Genomic DNA, 15,131 nt, shown 5'->3' on the forward strand with positions numbered 1-15,131 from the left:
CGTGATGATGCGTCCCTTCGGGAAAGCCGCGCGCCCCTCGACCAAGGCACGGCCTTCGACCCACAAGGCTTTCAACCAAGTCTAAGCGATCCGGCTTCTGCCGGTTACCCCCAATATTCCCCTTAAGTAGTTCGCCCCAAACTACCGCATCTCGTTCGGAGCATGGACGCCGAGGATGGCGAGGCCCGATGCCAGAACCGAGACGACGCCCTGGACCATGGCCAGCCGCGCCTTCGTAAGCTCTGCATCATTATTGATAATGAAGCGTAAATAGGGCAAATCGCGCCCCTTCGTCCAAAGTGCATGAAATTCGCTGGCTAAATCATAGAGATAAAAGGCAATTCGGTGCGGCTCATGGGCCGCGGCGGCGGCCTCCAGCATGCGCGGAAATATTGCGAGGCGCTTGAGCAGGTCGAGCTCGACGGGGTCTGACAGCCGTTCCACCGCCGACTCAGCGAGCCAGGCGATCCGCTCGCCGGGATCCTCGGGGAGTTCCGGGAACACCTCTGTCCGCGCGTTGCGGAAGATCGAGTGGCCACGGGCGTGACCATACTGGACATAGAACACCGGGTTGTCGCGCGACTGTTCCATGACCTTGGCAAGGTCGAAGTCGAGCACCGCGTCGTTCTTGCGATAGATCATCATGAAGCGGACGGCGTCCTGGCCGACCTCATCCACCACCTCACGCAAGGTGACGAAGTCCCCGCTCCGCTTGGACATTTTCACCGGCTCGCCGTTGCGGAGCAACTTCACGAGCTGGACGATCTTGACGTCGAGCGCGCCCTTGCCCGACGTCGTCGCCTTCACCGCCGCCTGCATGCGCTTGATATAGCCGCCATGGTCGGCGCCCCAGACGTCGATCATCTCGGCGAAACCACGGTCGAACTTGTTCTTGTGGTAGGCGATGTCGGAGGCGAAGTAGGTGTAGGAATTGTCCGACTTGATCAGCGGACGATCGACGTCGTCGCCGTAAGCGGTCGCCTTGAACAGCAGTTGCTCGCGGTCTTCCCAATCCTCGACCGGCGCGCCCTTCGGCGGCGGCAGGCGGCCTTCGTAGATGTCGCCCTTGGCCTTGAGGAAATCGATGGTCTCGGCGACCTTGTTGTTGCCGCCCTCGATCAGCGAGCGCTCCGAGAAGAACACGTCGTGTCGGATGTTGAGGGCGGCGAGATCGTCCTTGATCTCGTCCATCATCATCGCGATCGCCTTGGCGCGTACCGCCGGCAGCCACTCGGTTTCGTTCTTCGCGAGCAGCTTGTCGCCGTGCTCCTTCGCCAGCGCCTGTCCCACCGGCTTCAGATAGTCGCCGGGATAGAGTCCTTCCGGGATCGCGCCGATGTCCTCGCCGAGCGCCTCGCGATACCTAAGGAACGCGGAGCGCGCGAGCACGTCGACCTGGGCGCCCGCGTCGTTGATGTAATATTCGCGGGTGACGTCGTGGCCGGCGAACTGGAGCAGGCTCGCCAGTGCGTCGCCGAACACGGCGCCGCGGCAATGGCCGACATGCATCGGCCCGGTCGGATTGGCCGAGACGTATTCGACATTGACCTTGGAGCCGCCGCGCACGCGGCCGTAATCGGCGGCCTCGCGCAGCACGGTTCGCAGCGCCTCGGCCCACGCGGCGGGCTTCAGGGTCAGATTGATGAAGCCGGGACCGGCGACGTCGACCTTGGCGATCAGGGCGTCGGCGCGCAGCCGCTCGGCGATCTGCTCGGCGAGATCGCGCGGCTTGGCCTTGGCCTCTTTCGCCAGCACCATGGCGGCGTTTGTCGCCATGTCGCCATGGGAGGGGTCGCGCGGCGGCTCGACCACCACGCGCGACACATCGATGCCCTCGGGCCAGTTGGCTTCCACGGCCAGCGTACGGCAGGCGGCGTGCACGCGTGCAAGCACGTCGGCGAACAAATGCGGTGCTGAGGATGTGTCGGGCATGGCCGCCGCCTAACGCAAATCCGGGGTCGAGTCAAAAAGCCGCTGGTGCTCGGTCAGGGCGAAACGGTCGGTCATTCCGGCAATGAAATTGCCGATCCGGCGGGCCCGGTCCCCCTCATTGTCGGCCTCCGCACCCAGCAACCATTCCGGCGGCAGCTCACGCGGGGATTTCAGGTATTTCGCGAACAGGTCGAACAGGATCTGCTCCGCCTCCCCCATCACCCGCATCACCCGCTTGTGACGGTACATGTGCAGGTAGAGGAAGCTCTTGATGGCGGCCTCTTCCTCGGCGACCTCGGCCGGAAATGCGATCAGCGCCCGGTTCTGCCGACGGACGTCCTGGGCCGATTGCGGCTTCACCGCGGCGAGGTTCTTCTCGGCTTCCGCGAACACCGCGCCGATCAGGTGCGAGATCAGTTCGCGCACCAGCTCGGCGCCGCGCCTGAGGTCTTCGAGATCGGGATAGTGCGCCGAGGTCTCGGCGATGATCTCGGCCGTGAGCGGCATCACCTTGAGATCGTCGAGATGGAACAGGCCCGCGCGCAGGCCATCGTCGATGTCGTGGGCGTCATAGGCGATGTCGTCGGCGATAGCGGCGACCTGCGCCTCCAGCGAGGCGAAGCTCCATAATTCGAGGTCGTAAGTCTTGATGTACTCGGCGATGCCGACGGGAATGCCGTGCTCGCGATAGCGACCGACCGGCGCGCCGCTGCGGTCGGTCAGCGGACCGTTGTGCTTGACGATGCCTTCGAGCGACTCCCAGGTTAGGTTCAGCCCGTCGAACTCGGGATAGCGATGCTCCAGCGAGGCGACGACGCGGAGCGTCTGGGCGTTGTGGTCGAAGCCGCCGAAGTCCTTCAGGCAGGCGTCCAGCGCCCGCTCGCCGGCATGGCCGAACGGGGGGTGACCGAGATCATGGGCGAGCGCCAGGGTTTCGGTGAGGTCCTCGTCCAGACCGAGCTGCCGGGCCAGCGCGCGGGCGATCTGCGCCACCTCCAGGGAATGGGTCAGCCTCGTGCGGTAATGGTCACCCTCATGGAACACGAACACCTGGGTCTTGTACTTCAGGCGGCGAAAGGCGGTGGAATGGATCACCCGGTCGCAATCCCGGCGGAATGGGCTGCGGGTCCGGCTCGGCGGCTCCGCGACCAGCCGGCCACGGCTGCGGTCGGGATCGCAGGCATAGGGCGCATGGGGGGCAGCCATTCCGACGGACACGACGAATTTAGTCCCTATCCATTTGATTCTGCGTATCCTTGCACTTAACTATGCCGGGCGCGGGATACCAAATGAATTGGATATGACCGCGGGACTATCGGAGACGAGCCATGACGACCGACGTGACCATCAGTGACCGCGCCGCACGCCGGATTGGGGAGATCCTCAAGGGCGAAGGCACAGGCGCGATGCTGCGGATCTCGGTCGAGGGCGGTGGTTGCTCGGGTTTCCAGTACAAGTTCGATATCGACCGTGCCCGAACCGACGACGATCTCGTAATCGAACAGGACAATGCGGTGGTGCTGGTCGATTCCGCCTCGCAGCCGTTCCTGGCGGGCTCGCAGGTCGATTTCGTCGATGATCTGATCGGCGCCTCGTTCCGCGTCAACAACCCCAACGCGACGGCGTCCTGCGGCTGCGGGACGAGCTTTTCGATCTGAGCCGCGGCCTACGCGCCCGTCGTCTGCCTTTCCTCGTCCGTCCATTCCACATCGGCTGGCATCAGCTCCGGTTGGAGCGGTGCCTCCCCCCGCATGGTGTAGCCGTCGAGCGCGCGCAGCAGCGCTGTGACCAGCGCCGGCTTGCGCAGCGGCTTGGCGAGGAAGTCCGACATGCCGGCCTCGCGGCAGATTCTGACGTCGTCCTGGAAGGCATTGGCCGTCAGCGCGACGATGGGCAGGGCCGCGAAGCGCCCGCCTTGCGCGCGGATCGCGCGGGTGGCTGCAAGCCCGTCCATATCAGGCATGCGCACGTCCATCAGCACGACATCGTAGTCGCCCGCCGAGGCCGCCTCGACGGCCTGGACGCCGTCCGTGACGACGCGCAGCTCGACGTCGAAGGCCCCCAGCATCTTGCTCACGACCATGCGGTTGACCGCGTCGTCCTCCGCGACCAGCACCTTCAACGGCCGATCGAGGCCGGCGATACGGGCCTTGAGCTCCTCGGCCTCGTCGTGGCCGGCCGTCGGCTCGGAGACCTGTGTCTGGCTCCACGGCAGCACCAGCGTGAAACGGAAGGTGGAGCCCTCGCCCGGCGTCGAGGTGACGCCGATGGTGCCGCCCATTTGCTCGATGATGCGACGGGAGATCGCCAGCCCAAGCCCAGTGCCGCCGAAGCGGCGGCTGATCGAGGCATCGGCCTGTGCGAAATCGCTGAAGAGCCGGCCGAGTTTTTCGGGAGCGATACCGATGCCGCTGTCGGTCACCGTCCATTCGACGGTCGCCAGCAGGTCGCGGCGGGCCTGGCAGGTCGCGGAAATCGTCACCTCGCCTTCATCGGTGAACTTCACCGCGTTGGACGCAAGGTTGAGCAGTACCTGCCGGATCCGCGCGACGTCGCCGCGCAGCGTCGGCGGCAGGTTCGGGTCGAGCTCGACCTTGACCGACAATCCCTTGCTCTTGGCGCTCGCGCGCGCGACGTTCGCGACCGTCTCGACCAGCACCTGCGGGGCGAAGTCGATCGCCTCGAACGCGAAGCGTCCGGCCTCGAGCTTGGAGAGATCGAGGATGTCGTTGAGGATGCGCTGGAGATTGTCGCCGGATTCGCGGATCGTGGTGACGGCCTCGTGCTGCTCCGGATCGAGTTTCGTCTCCAGCAGCATGCTCGCAAGCCCGAGCACGCCGTTCATGGGCGTGCGGATCTCGTGGCTCATCACCGCCAGGAAGTCCGACTTGGCGCGGCTCTCGGCCTCGGCCTTTTCCGCGCGCCAGCGCTCGGTCACGTCGCGCCCGAAGCCGCGATAGCCGAGGAACTGGCCCTCGCGGTCATAGGCGGGCTTGGCCGTCAGCGACCACAGCCGCGCCTCGCCGCCGGCGACGACCTTGAGGTTCATCTCATGCAGCGGCTCGTTCTGCTCCATCAGGCCGACGACGTTGTAGGCCGCGCTCTTGTCCTCGGGACAGAGCATGTCGAGTACGTCGGCGAAATACGATCCCTTCAGCAGCGGCAGCGGCAATTGCGCCACGTCGGCGAAGCGCTGGGGCACGTCGACGAGGTGTCCCTCGGCGTCGGTCTGCCACAGCCAGTCGCTGGCGTTCTCCTGGAAGTCCTTCAGCAGCAGCGAGATGATCTCGGTCTGCCGCTCCAGCTCGAGCTGGGCCTTGAGATTGCCGAGGAACAGATTGCCCTGCGAGACGATGTTGCGCGCCATGAAGAACGCGAACAGCAGCAGGAATACCGCCGTCACCAGATACGGCCCGGTGCCGCACAGCAGCAGCGCGCCGGCGCAGCCGACCGTCATGGTGGCGAGATAGACCAGGCCGGCGCGTGGGAAGGTCGAGAACGTGAAGGCGCCGCCGGACATCATGCCGACCATCAGGCAGGCCAGGATCAACTGGCTGGTCGGCTCGATACGGCTGAACAGAGCGAGCGGCAGCGCGCCCCAGATCGCGGCGAGGAAAACCGCCTGCCGCAGCATCTGACGCGCGGCGCGTGGCGAGGCCTCCTGCGGCGGGTTGCGATGCGACCGCCGCCATGAGCGCACCGCCAGCGAGGCGGTGGCGGCGAGGGTCAGGCCCCAGATCGCGAGGAAGTCGTTCCAGCCGCGACCCCAGAACAGGATCAGCACGATGGCGACGTTGAGCATCGTCACCGCCATCGTCATCGGGATCAGCTGCGTCACGGCGTCGATCTGCTTGGCGCGGATGCGGCCGATCTCGCGCTCGCTGAGGCCGGCGGTCAGGCTGTCCTCGATCTCGAAGCCGCCGAGCCAGTACAGGAACGCGCCGATCAGGCCGTCACGCGGCTCAGTCCGTGTCATCGATTTGTCCGGCCATCCCATTCCAAGGAACCTTTTGACGATCAATGGCCTGCCGCCTGCTTAAGCCGGGTTAATTTTGTGGGAGATTTTGCGGCGTCCTTGACGGGCGCGTTTGCAGTTTGTTCTAACCATGGCTCCTGCCCGGAGCCCGCCGCCATGACCATCAGAGTTGCCACCTGGAACGTGAACTCGGTCCGGCAGCGGATCGACCTGCTGCTGACCTGGCTGAAGGAATGCCAGCCGGACATCGTCTGCCTGCAGGAGATCAAATGCGTCGACGAGGCCTTCCCGCGGCTGGAGATCGAGGCGCTCGGCTACAACGTGGTGACCCACGGGCAGAAGACGTTCAACGGCGTCGCCTTGCTCTCCAAGCTCCGGTTCGACGAGACCAAGTCGGGCCTGGCCGGCGATGATGAGGATGCCCACGCCCGTTTCCTCGAAGGCGTGGTGACGCTGAAATCCGGCGTGCTGCGCATCGCCTGCCTTTATCTGCCCAACGGCAACCCGGTCGGGACCGAGAAATATCCCTACAAGCTCAAATGGATGTCGCGGCTTCTTGAGTATTCGAAGCAGCGCCTGAAGACCGAGGAGCCGCTGATCCTCGCAGGCGACTTCAACGTCATCCCGCACGCCCGCGACGTCCACAATCCCGCCGCCTGGACCGAGGACGCCCTGTTCAAGCCCGAGACGCGGGAGAGCTTTCAATCCCTGCTCGGCCTCGGCCTGACCGACGCGCTGCGGGCGGTGACTGACGAGCCGGGCCTCTATACCTTCTGGGATTACCAGGCCGGTGCCTGGCAGAAGAATCAGGGCCTGCGGATCGACCATCTGCTGCTGTCGCCGCAGGCGAGCGACCGGCTCGCCAATGTCGGGATCGACAGCTATGTGCGCGGCTGGGAGAAGCCGTCGGACCACGTCCCGGTGTGGGCGGATCTGGATCTGGAGGCGGCGTAGGCGCGACAGGATGGTGGGCACGGCGCAAGTGCGCCTTTGCCCAACCTTACGGGATCTCGGCTACTCGCGGCGGCCCTGCACCCACTGCTCCAGCATCTGCAGGCACATGGCGCGGTCGTCGTCGGAGGCCTTGGCGAAGGCGCGGTTGTAGTTTTCCTTGATCCAGGTCTCTTCCGTGCCGGCGCTGTCACGCGCCAGTGTCAGCCACATCAGGCCGCGGGCAGCCTGCCGCGGCAGGCGGTCGCCGTTGAACAGCATCTGGCCGAGCAGCGCCTGGGCCTGATGCTGGCCCTTCTGCGCGGCAAGGCCGAGCCAGCGCGCGCCGTACCGGAAATCCTCGCGCGAGGCGTCCGGCGTCTTCAGATAGAGCCGGGCGAGATCGTATTGCGCGTCGGCATTGCCGAAATAGGACGCCGCATAGGAGAACATCTCCCGTGCCCGATCCGGATCCGACTTGATCTTCGAGTTCGGGATGCCGCTGAGATAATAGCGGCCGAGCGCGACGAAGGCGTTGGCCACGATCTGCGCCTGCGGCGCCGACGGGCTGTCCTCGGCATGCGCATTGGCGATCCGGCTGAAATATTCGAAGGCGCGCAGATCGTCCTGGGCGACGCCGTCGCCATTGGCGTACATGCGGCCGAGTTTCCACTGCGCGATGGGGTGACCACCCTCGGCGGCATATTGCAGCGCACTGAGCGAAGTCTCCTGAGGCACGGCCGCCGGCGCGACCTTGCCGCGGACGCCGCCTGTGGCATTGGGCAAGGCGGTCACGACCGGGATTGTGGCGTCCTTCGGGTTGACCGGCGCGCCGTCGAAGGCAAGCGCAGGCGCGGCCAGCGCACTGGCCCCCAACACGAACGCAACTATGGCACGCCTAGATGTCCGCATAGCACTGTTTCTCGTGCGCGCCGCCCGGATGGGTCACTGCCCCCCCGACCGCTGGTCCAACCTGTTGAGCATATTTCCAGAGCGCACCCGACGTGTGGTTAGTCGCGCGAGCGCTCCATTTGGTCTTGCGCTGGGCGAGCTCGGCGTCGCTCAATTTTACGTTAAGGGTACCGGCGACCGCGTCGATCTCGATGACGTCGCCGTCCTCGAGCAGCCCGATCGGGCCGCCGATGGCCGCCTCCGGCCCGACATGGCCGATGCAGAAGCCGCGGGTGGCGCCGGAGAAGCGGCCGTCGGTGATGAGCGCGATCTTGCCGCCCATGCCCTGGCCGGTCAGCGCCGCGGTGGTCTGGAGCATTTCCCGCATGCCGGGGCCGCCCTTGGGCCCCTCGTAGCGGATCACGATGACTTCGCCTTCGCGATAGGTGCGCTTCTGGACCGCCTCGAAAGCATCCTCCTCACGGTCGAAGCACCTGGCCGGACCGGTGAACCTGAGGTTGGACATTCCCGCGACTTTCACGATCGCACCTTCTGGCGCCAGATTTCCCTTCAGACCGACCACGCCGCCAGTAACGGTGATGGGCTTGTCTGCCGGGTACACCACGTCCTGGTGCGGATTCCATTTCACGCTCTTGAGGTTTTCGGCGATCGTGCGGCCCGTGACGGTAAGGCAATCACCGTGCAGGAAGCCGTTGTCGAGCAGCGTCTTCATCAAAAGCGGTATGCCACCTACTTCAAACATGTCTTTGGCGACATAACGGCCACCCGGCTTCAAATCCGCGACATAAGGAGTCTTTTTGAAGATTTCGGCGACGTCGAACAGGTCGAACTTGATGCCGCACTCATGCGCGATCGCCGGTAGGTGCAGCGCAGCATTGGTCGAGCCGCCGGACGCGGCAACCACGGCGGCCGCATTCTCGAGCGCCTTGCGGGTGACGATGTCGCGCGGCCGGATGTTCTGGGCGATCAGGTCCATGACCTTCTCGCCCGCGGTCATGCAAAAGGCATCGCGGATTTCATAGGGTGCCGGAGCACCGGCCGAGTAAGGCAGCGCGAGGCCGATCGCCTCGGAGACGGTCGCCATGGTGTTGGCGGTGAACTGGGCGCCGCAGGCGCCGGCCGAGGGGCACGCCACGCGCTCGATCTCGTCGAGGTCCTCGTCCGACATGGCGCCGACCGAATGCTTGCCGACGGCCTCGAACATGTCCTGAACGGTGACCTGCTGCCCGCGGAACGTGCCGGGCAGGATCGAGCCGCCATAGATGAAGATCGAGGGCACGTTGAGGCGGACCATCGCCATCATCATGCCCGGCAGCGACTTGTCGCAGCCGGCGAGCCCGACAAGCGCATCATAGGCATGGCCGCGCACCGTCAATTCGACCGAATCGGCGATGCATTCGCGCGACGGCAGCGAGGAGCGCATGCCGTCATGCCCCATGGCGATGCCGTCGGTCACGGTGATGGTGCAGAACTCGCGAGGGGTGCCGCCGGCCGATGCCACGCCCTTCTTCACCGCCTGCGCCTGGCGCATCAAAGCGATATTGCAGGGAGCGGCCTCGTTCCAGCACGAGGCGACGCCGACGAAAGGCTGGTGGATCTGCTGGGTGGTCAGACCCATGGCGTAGAAATAGGACCGATGCGGCGCGCGCGCAGGGCCTTCCGTCACGTGACGGCTCGGCAGCCTCTGCTTGATGTCGGTTTTCGCGTCCATCGCAAACCAGTTTCCCCGGTCGACCTTTTCAGACCCGAAAAATCAGAGCCAAGATTTGAATCGACCCTGGGATTTTCTCGTCGCCTTCGAAGGCCGCCGCTGCCCTAAAATATTAGAGCGATTTTATTCATGGTCGGGTGTGGCTAAAAAGCGGCGGCGATGCGAACCGCCGGTGATGAAGGTTAAATCCGGAATGAGTGTTGCGGAGACACCACAATCGTTACCGGGAGGACACGGATCGGGACTACCAAATTACCTCGCAGGGAGAATGCCCCACAACCTGAGATTTCGTCTCGTTAACTTTACTTCCGAGTTTGCTCCACGACGCTGTGACCGCGCTGCCGAGTCGGGCCACTCCTCTCACCAATGGCTCTTGCACTCGTCTCCCTGACAAGCGGCCACGCGCAAGCGTTGCGGTGCTCTCTGCACGTCATTGCGAGGAGCCCTTGCGACGAAGCAATCCAGAGTCACTCCGCGGTGACAGTCTGGATTGCTTCGTCGCTTCGCTCCTCGCAATGACGGAGGATGAGGCGACATCGCGATGCTCCACTGCACTATCCCAGCGACAGTGCCGTAGGGTGGGCAAAGGCGCGCACGCGCCGTGCCCACGATCTCCATCCATAAGCGACAAGACGTGGGCACGCTTTCCGCCTTCACTCTTCGAGCTATGGCGGACAAGCCGCTTTGCCTACCCTACGAGATCCGGCTTGTGGCGGGCAGCTGGCAGACATGACTTTGCGTTCTCGCGGCTCATTTCGCCCGAGCTTTGCTCGATCTCTCCACCCTCAAATCCAAGAGGGCGCAGGGAAGGCCGGGTGCCGACTGGCACCCGCGGTCCGCTGCGCGAAAATGCACACGCAGAAAGAACCGCACAGCAGCATACAGGTGTCGCCGATCACTCGGCCTTCCCTGCGCAGTGGTTGCACGGCTTATGCCGTGATCTCCCGGGAGCCGAACTTTCCTTTGGCCTCCCTCACCGTTCGCATTGACGATGCCGTCCGCCCGGTTGGGTTCGCGCACATCTTCGAACAGCTTGACCGTGGCAACGACGGCCAGGACCACACGGTTTTGCCGTACGCACGGCCCGCCATTTCACCTGCAGTATTCCCGGCCCTGTCGACAAAGCCGGAAACTTACAGACGAGACGAAGCCTGACAGCGCCGTCGTCCGCACGCGGTTGCGAGCTCACAGGGACTACCCGCCCTGCCCGCACCTCTCATGCCGACGCTGCCGCGTCCACCGCAAGCCCGGCTCGCGAACATGACGACTTCACGTCGCCCCTCCTGGATGAGCCGGGATGGACGACACATACGCCGAAACCGAATTTCGGTAAAGTGGAATATTTTTGCGCGGGCGGATTGACAGAGGCCGACACAGGCTCGGTCCCGTAGCCCGGATGAGCGCAGCGACATCCGGGACGGTGCAGGATGCCGGGCCAGCGGCCTCGGGTATGGCTGCGCTCACGCGGGCTACTAAGGCTCACGCGCCGCCGCATCCCGGCTGCAAGATCACGCAGTCCGGCGCGGCACTGCCGCAGCACGTCGTCTCGCAACCAGTGACCAGTGCTGCCACAGTGGTCTCCAGCGCGCGCAGCTCGGCGATCTTCTTCCTGATCGAACCGAGGTGTCTTTCTGCAAAACTCTTCGTGTCGCTACAGGGCAACCGTCGCTGAACCGACGCGAGGATATCGCGCGTCGCGTCGATCGAGAAATCGAGATCGCGACAATGCCGGATGAGGTTGAGCGTCTTGACGGCTTCAGCACCATAAATCCGCTGACCGCCTTGCCGCGCCGGCGGCGCCAGCAGGCCGATGCTTTCGTAATAGCGGATGGTGGGGACGGAGACTCCGGCCGCCTTGGCGAGGATGCCAATTCTCATGAAAGCTCTCACTTTTCGCTTGAACCTCAAGTGGCCTGAGGGCGTAGCGATCGGGTCCCGAACGCACAAGCATGAGGAGAATCACATGAGCGTTATTGGACCGTCCTGCAACCTGCCGTCGGAAACGTCGCCAGGATGCGGCTGCACCGCCAAGGCCGGGCGCGGCGGCGGGAAGGCTGCCGGCGCAGCAGCGCTCACGACCGCGGGCTTGGCGGCGGCCTGCACCGCGTGCTGCGTGCTCCCCTTCACATTGCCCGCCGTCGCGCTCGCGAGTGCCGGGGGCCTCATCGCAGTGCTGGACCATGCGCGCGGCCTGATGACGAAACTGTCGATCGCCGTGGTGATCGGCGCCTGGGTCTGGATCGCGTGGCGATCGCGGACGACCGGCTCCAGAATTCGATCGTCGGTGCTGGCAGTGATGGGCGTCGCCACCCTCCTGACTGCGACGGCCGCGCTATGGCCGGTCATGGAGCCCGCGGTGCTCCACGCGCTCGGCGTCGCCAAGAAGCCAAAGCTGCCAGCGAGCTGATGGACACGATCACGATCTTCGGGCTGCTGTCAGTCAGCGCGATGCTGCTGTCCTACGCACTGGAGCCGCGCGGGCGGCATTACGTGCTGGCCTTCGCGGCGGCGTGCGCGCTCAGTGGGATCTACGCCTTTCTCCAGGGCGCCTGGCCGTTCGGACTTGTCGAGACAGTCTGGACGGCGGTCGCCTTGCGACGATGGGCCAAGGTCCAAACTCCGGTCTTGTAGCCCGGATGTCGCTGCGCTCATCCGGGCGACGGTCTGCCGCTCAGGCCGACATCGCCCCCTTGCGTCGGGCCGGACCGACCAGGCGGACGATCTCGCAGACAGCGACGAGGCCGGCGAGCCAGACGGCGCAGGTCAGAGCGATGCTCGTCACGATGGCGCCGGTGAAGGCGCCCTCGCCGCCGAGGAACGGCGTCGCGGCGAGCAGCGCGAGCTCGTAAGTCCCATAGGCGACGACGAGCGTGATCGCCAGCATCAGCGGGGTGCGGCCCTGCGGCAGCAGGCCGAGCACCATCGACGAGGCGGCCGTCGACAGAAGCGCAGCCGCGCCGATGACAAAGCCCCAAACAATCGTGCTGGCGTCAACGGGATAATGCAGCACGCCGAAACCGATGGTCTGGTTGACGAGCCAGGCGCCGGTAACGACGAGCAGCGCCGGGCGCTGCGGCAGCATCGCCGCGGCAACGACCGCGAAAGCAGCGAACGGCGTGGCGCAGGTGAACGCAAAACTTGCAAGCGCGCATGACGCCGTCAGCAGCACAAAGCAGAATATCGGCGCAAGGCGCGGCGCGACCGGGTGAAGCCGGAAGCGATCGCCGCGTGACGGAAGGATGCCGAGAGCCATGGTTGAATCTCCTTCTTTCTCTCTTGGATGCTGGTCCATTTGGGAGCGCGTAACAGCCTTGGTGAAAAACAGACTTGCTGAAAAACAGACTTGGTGAAAAACAGACTTGGCGAAAATCAGCCTTGGCGAAAATCAGAACGTTGCGCCGGCCTTGAGCAGATAGGTGCGGCCCGGCAGCGGATAGGCGCTGAAGCGGCCGTCGGTGAAGGTGCTCGCGATGGCGTAGTCGTAGTAAAGCGCGTTCAGCACATTGTTGACGCTGAGGGACCAGAAGTAGCGTTCATATCGGCCGCCGAGCTTGAGATCGATGGTGCCGTTGGCGGGGATCGGCTTCTGGGTGCCCGCCTGGTCGTTGTCCATCCGCCGTTCGCTCCAGAACCGCGCGGTCGCGTCGAGCACCACATAGTCCTGCCAGACGTTCCAGGTCACGCCCGCACTCGCCGTGTAGCGCGACACCAGCGGCACGTCGTTGCCGGCCCAGATGCCTTCGCGGAAGACGGCACGGGTATAGGCCACGCCGGAGCGCAGCAGCAGGGCATCGTTGACGCGATAGGACAGGCTGGTCTCCGAGCCGTAGCGCCGGGTCGGATCGAGATTGGTGTTGTAGAACAGGACCGGACTGAAATGGACCTCGTTGGTGAGATCCATCAGGTAGAGACTGCTCTGCAGCTGCAACCCGCCGCCCTTGATGCGCAGCCCGCCCTCGATGTCCTGAGAGGTCTGGGTCTTGAGCTGGAAGGTTTGCGGAATTGAAGCGAAGGTCAAGGGATCGAACGAAGGCCCCGACGACAGCCGCTCGTCGACGTCCGGCGTGCGGAAGGCGCGCGCGGCGCGGCCGAACAGCGAGACCATGTCATTGAGGCGATGCTCGGCCCCGAGATGCAGCGCATATTGGGTCTCGCTGCTCGTCAGCGGCAGCGCGCCGATGTCGGCGTTGAACGGCGCGGCGGGGTCGAAATTGTCGCGTGCCGCAAGGCTGATGGTCTGCACCCGCGCGCCGTAGGAGACGTCGGTGGTGGGCGCTACACCCAAGGTGTGCTGGAAATAACCCGCGACCGTCTGCTGCCTGAGGTCGTAATTGTGCCAGGCGGCGAGCCCCTGCCCGGCGCCGCGGTTCTGCTCAAAGCTCGCATCGTAATAGTCGATGCCGGTCAGAAGCTGCGACGGCATGCCGAGCAGCAGGCTCTTCACGCTGAGCCGCGGCGTGATCGACCAATTCGTCAGATGGGAGCCGACATAGGTCGACGTGAAGAAGGCCGGAACCGGCGCCGGGCTGGAGAAGAACGCGCTCTGCTGCTTCTTGTCACGCACGCCGCCATCGACGATGAGATCGACGCCGTTGACCAGGGTCCTGGTGAAGCCGGCCGTTGCGCTGAAGCCTTGCTGGTTGGCGTAGTTGAATGGCGTGCTGGTCCCGCGCCTGTTGGTCGCGAGCTCGTCGAGACCGATCGAGGGATCGACGGTGCGGCCACCCGGCAGCCGCAGCTCCTGATTGTCGCCGGTGACGGTGAGAAACGCGGTCAGTCCGGGCGTGGTGTAGTTGAGATTACCGACGCCGTTCTGCTGTGAATAGCGGTTGTTGTCGCGGTAGCCGTCGGTCCTGACCGTATTGCCGTAAACCGAGGTCGACCACGGGCCGGAATTGAGCGAGGTCGAGACATTGCCGAGCCGGGTGTTGAACGAGCCGAAGCCGGCCTCGATGCGCGCGCTCACGGGCGGTCCGCCGACGCCATTTTTGGTGACGATGTTGATCACGCCGCCGACCGCATTGTCGCCGTAGAGCACCGCGCCGGAATTGCCGCGCGTGACCTCGATGCGCTCGATGGAATTGAGCGGGATGGTGGAGAGGTCCACCTGTGCCATGTCGACGTCGTTCAGCCGCCGGCCGTTGACCAGCACCAGTGTATTGGCGGTGGCGAAGGCGCCGAAGCCGCGCAGGTCCACGCCGGTCTTGGCAGCGATCGGGCCGCCATAGAACGTCGTGATCTGGGCGCCCGGCGTCTGCGTCGCAATGATCTCGGCAAGCGTCTGCGACGGCGAATGCGCGATATCCGCGGCCGTGATGACGGTCGTGGCGGCCCCGACGATGCCGCCGTTACCGGCGGCAGCCTCACCGCCGGTGCCGGATGAGCCGGCGCCATGTCGCGTCGGCGCGACATCCGCCGTCGCCCGGCGCCTGGTCGCCTCGCCGTCACCGGTTGCCCTTGCGCGCGTGCGGTTCTGATCGGAGGGCTGGGTCACTTCGATTGGTGGCAGCTGCTCGGCCAAGACCCGCTCGGCGAAGGCGGGAGACAGATCGAGCGAAGGCAAGGAAACCGATGCGAGCAGGCCGGCGGCAAGGCGCCTGGCGGCAGGAACGACACGGGACACGATGGCAACCTCGGTATGACGTCAGTGGCACGTCACAGCGAACGAGG

Annotated in this window: 12 protein-coding genes; 4 read left to right on the forward strand and 8 right to left on the reverse strand. The window is 65.0% G+C overall.

The window, feature by feature from the left end; translation table 11 throughout:
* Nucleotides 1–141: 141 nt before the first annotated feature.
* Nucleotides 142–1,932 carry an arginine--tRNA ligase gene (gene argS, locus CIT40_RS18010; RefSeq protein WP_094890438.1) on the reverse strand — a complete coding sequence of 597 codons (1,791 nt, stop codon included), beginning with the start codon at nucleotides 1,930–1,932 and terminating at the stop codon, nucleotides 142–144.
* A 9-nt stretch (nucleotides 1,933–1,941) separates the two neighbouring features.
* Nucleotides 1,942–3,150, reverse strand: a complete 1,209-nt coding sequence (locus tag CIT40_RS18015) for a deoxyguanosinetriphosphate triphosphohydrolase (protein ID WP_094890439.1) — start codon at nucleotides 3,148–3,150, stop codon at nucleotides 1,942–1,944.
* A gap of 110 nt (nucleotides 3,151–3,260) precedes the next feature.
* Here CIT40_RS18015 and erpA point away from each other — a divergent pair, with 110 nt between their 5' ends.
* Nucleotides 3,261–3,590: an iron-sulfur cluster insertion protein ErpA gene (erpA, locus tag CIT40_RS18020; RefSeq protein ID WP_094890440.1), complete on the forward strand. Its 330-nt coding sequence runs from the start codon at nucleotides 3,261–3,263 to the stop codon at nucleotides 3,588–3,590.
* Between the two features lie 8 nt (nucleotides 3,591–3,598).
* On the opposite strand, the gene CIT40_RS18025 is transcribed toward erpA, so the two are convergent.
* A complete protein-coding gene (locus CIT40_RS18025) occupies nucleotides 3,599–5,929 on the reverse strand; it encodes an ATP-binding protein (RefSeq protein WP_094890441.1) in 2,331 nt (776 codons plus the stop codon).
* Between the two features lie 135 nt (nucleotides 5,930–6,064).
* Here CIT40_RS18025 and xth point away from each other — a divergent pair, with 135 nt between their 5' ends.
* On the forward strand, nucleotides 6,065–6,862 hold the full coding sequence (gene xth, locus CIT40_RS18030; protein ID WP_094890442.1) for an exodeoxyribonuclease III: 798 nt from the start codon (nucleotides 6,065–6,067) through the stop codon (nucleotides 6,860–6,862).
* Between the two features lie 60 nt (nucleotides 6,863–6,922).
* On the opposite strand, the gene CIT40_RS18035 is transcribed toward xth, so the two are convergent.
* The 3 genes from CIT40_RS18035 to CIT40_RS18045 all read right to left on the reverse strand — a co-directional run bounded on the left by CIT40_RS18035 (nucleotide 6,923) and on the right by CIT40_RS18045 (nucleotide 11,339).
* Nucleotides 6,923–7,750: a tetratricopeptide repeat protein gene (locus tag CIT40_RS18035; protein ID WP_094890443.1), complete on the reverse strand. Its 828-nt coding sequence runs from the start codon at nucleotides 7,748–7,750 to the stop codon at nucleotides 6,923–6,925.
* A complete protein-coding gene (gene ilvD, locus CIT40_RS18040) occupies nucleotides 7,737–9,461 on the reverse strand; it encodes a dihydroxy-acid dehydratase (protein WP_094890444.1) in 1,725 nt (574 codons plus the stop codon). Before ilvD ends, CIT40_RS18035 begins: the two co-directional genes overlap by 14 nt.
* Nucleotides 9,462–10,940: 1,479 nt before the next feature.
* Nucleotides 10,941–11,339: a MerR family transcriptional regulator gene (locus CIT40_RS18045; RefSeq protein WP_094890445.1), complete on the reverse strand. Its 399-nt coding sequence runs from the start codon at nucleotides 11,337–11,339 to the stop codon at nucleotides 10,941–10,943.
* 85 nt (nucleotides 11,340–11,424) lie between these two features.
* Between CIT40_RS18045 and CIT40_RS18050 the strand changes: the two genes are divergently transcribed.
* Nucleotides 11,425–11,868, forward strand: a complete 444-nt coding sequence (locus tag CIT40_RS18050; RefSeq protein ID WP_193550923.1) for a hypothetical protein — start codon at nucleotides 11,425–11,427, stop codon at nucleotides 11,866–11,868.
* Entirely contained in the window at nucleotides 11,868–12,092 is a 225-nt protein-coding gene (locus CIT40_RS18055; protein ID WP_094890446.1) for a hypothetical protein, read from the forward strand. Before CIT40_RS18050 ends, CIT40_RS18055 begins: the two co-directional genes overlap by 1 nt.
* A gap of 40 nt (nucleotides 12,093–12,132) precedes the next feature.
* Here the strand turns inward: CIT40_RS18055 and CIT40_RS18060 are convergent, their stop codons facing one another.
* Both CIT40_RS18060 and CIT40_RS18065 read right to left on the reverse strand, forming a co-directional pair.
* Nucleotides 12,133–12,714, reverse strand: coding sequence for a hypothetical protein (locus tag CIT40_RS18060; protein WP_094890447.1), 582 nt, complete (start codon nucleotides 12,712–12,714; stop codon nucleotides 12,133–12,135).
* A gap of 132 nt (nucleotides 12,715–12,846) precedes the next feature.
* On the reverse strand, nucleotides 12,847–15,084 hold the full coding sequence (locus CIT40_RS18065; protein ID WP_094890448.1) for a TonB-dependent receptor: 2,238 nt from the start codon (nucleotides 15,082–15,084) through the stop codon (nucleotides 12,847–12,849).
* Nucleotides 15,085–15,131 lie beyond the last annotated feature (47 nt).

It is taken from the genome of Bradyrhizobium amphicarpaeae, assembly GCF_002266435.3.
GTDB classification, from domain to species: domain Bacteria; phylum Pseudomonadota; class Alphaproteobacteria; order Rhizobiales; family Xanthobacteraceae; genus Bradyrhizobium; species Bradyrhizobium amphicarpaeae.

Coding starts and splice junctions, on each gene's coding strand:
- argS (WP_094890438.1), bottom strand. CDS start 1,932: ATGCCCGACACATCCTCAGCACCGCATTTGTTCGCCGACGTGCTTGCA.
- erpA (WP_094890440.1), top strand. CDS start 3,261: ATGACGACCGACGTGACCATCAGTGACCGCGCCGCACGCCGGATTGGG.
- CIT40_RS18025 (WP_094890441.1), bottom strand. CDS start 5,929: ATGGGATGGCCGGACAAATCGATGACACGGACTGAGCCGCGTGACGGC.
- xth (WP_094890442.1), top strand. CDS start 6,065: ATGACCATCAGAGTTGCCACCTGGAACGTGAACTCGGTCCGGCAGCGG.
- CIT40_RS18035 (WP_094890443.1), bottom strand. CDS start 7,750: ATGCGGACATCTAGGCGTGCCATAGTTGCGTTCGTGTTGGGGGCCAGT.
- ilvD (WP_094890444.1), bottom strand. CDS start 9,461: ATGGACGCGAAAACCGACATCAAGCAGAGGCTGCCGAGCCGTCACGTG.
- CIT40_RS18045 (WP_094890445.1), bottom strand. CDS start 11,339: ATGAGAATTGGCATCCTCGCCAAGGCGGCCGGAGTCTCCGTCCCCACC.
- CIT40_RS18050 (WP_193550923.1), top strand. CDS start 11,425: ATGAGCGTTATTGGACCGTCCTGCAACCTGCCGTCGGAAACGTCGCCA.
- CIT40_RS18055 (WP_094890446.1), top strand. CDS start 11,868: ATGGACACGATCACGATCTTCGGGCTGCTGTCAGTCAGCGCGATGCTG.
- CIT40_RS18060 (WP_094890447.1), bottom strand. CDS start 12,714: ATGGCTCTCGGCATCCTTCCGTCACGCGGCGATCGCTTCCGGCTTCAC.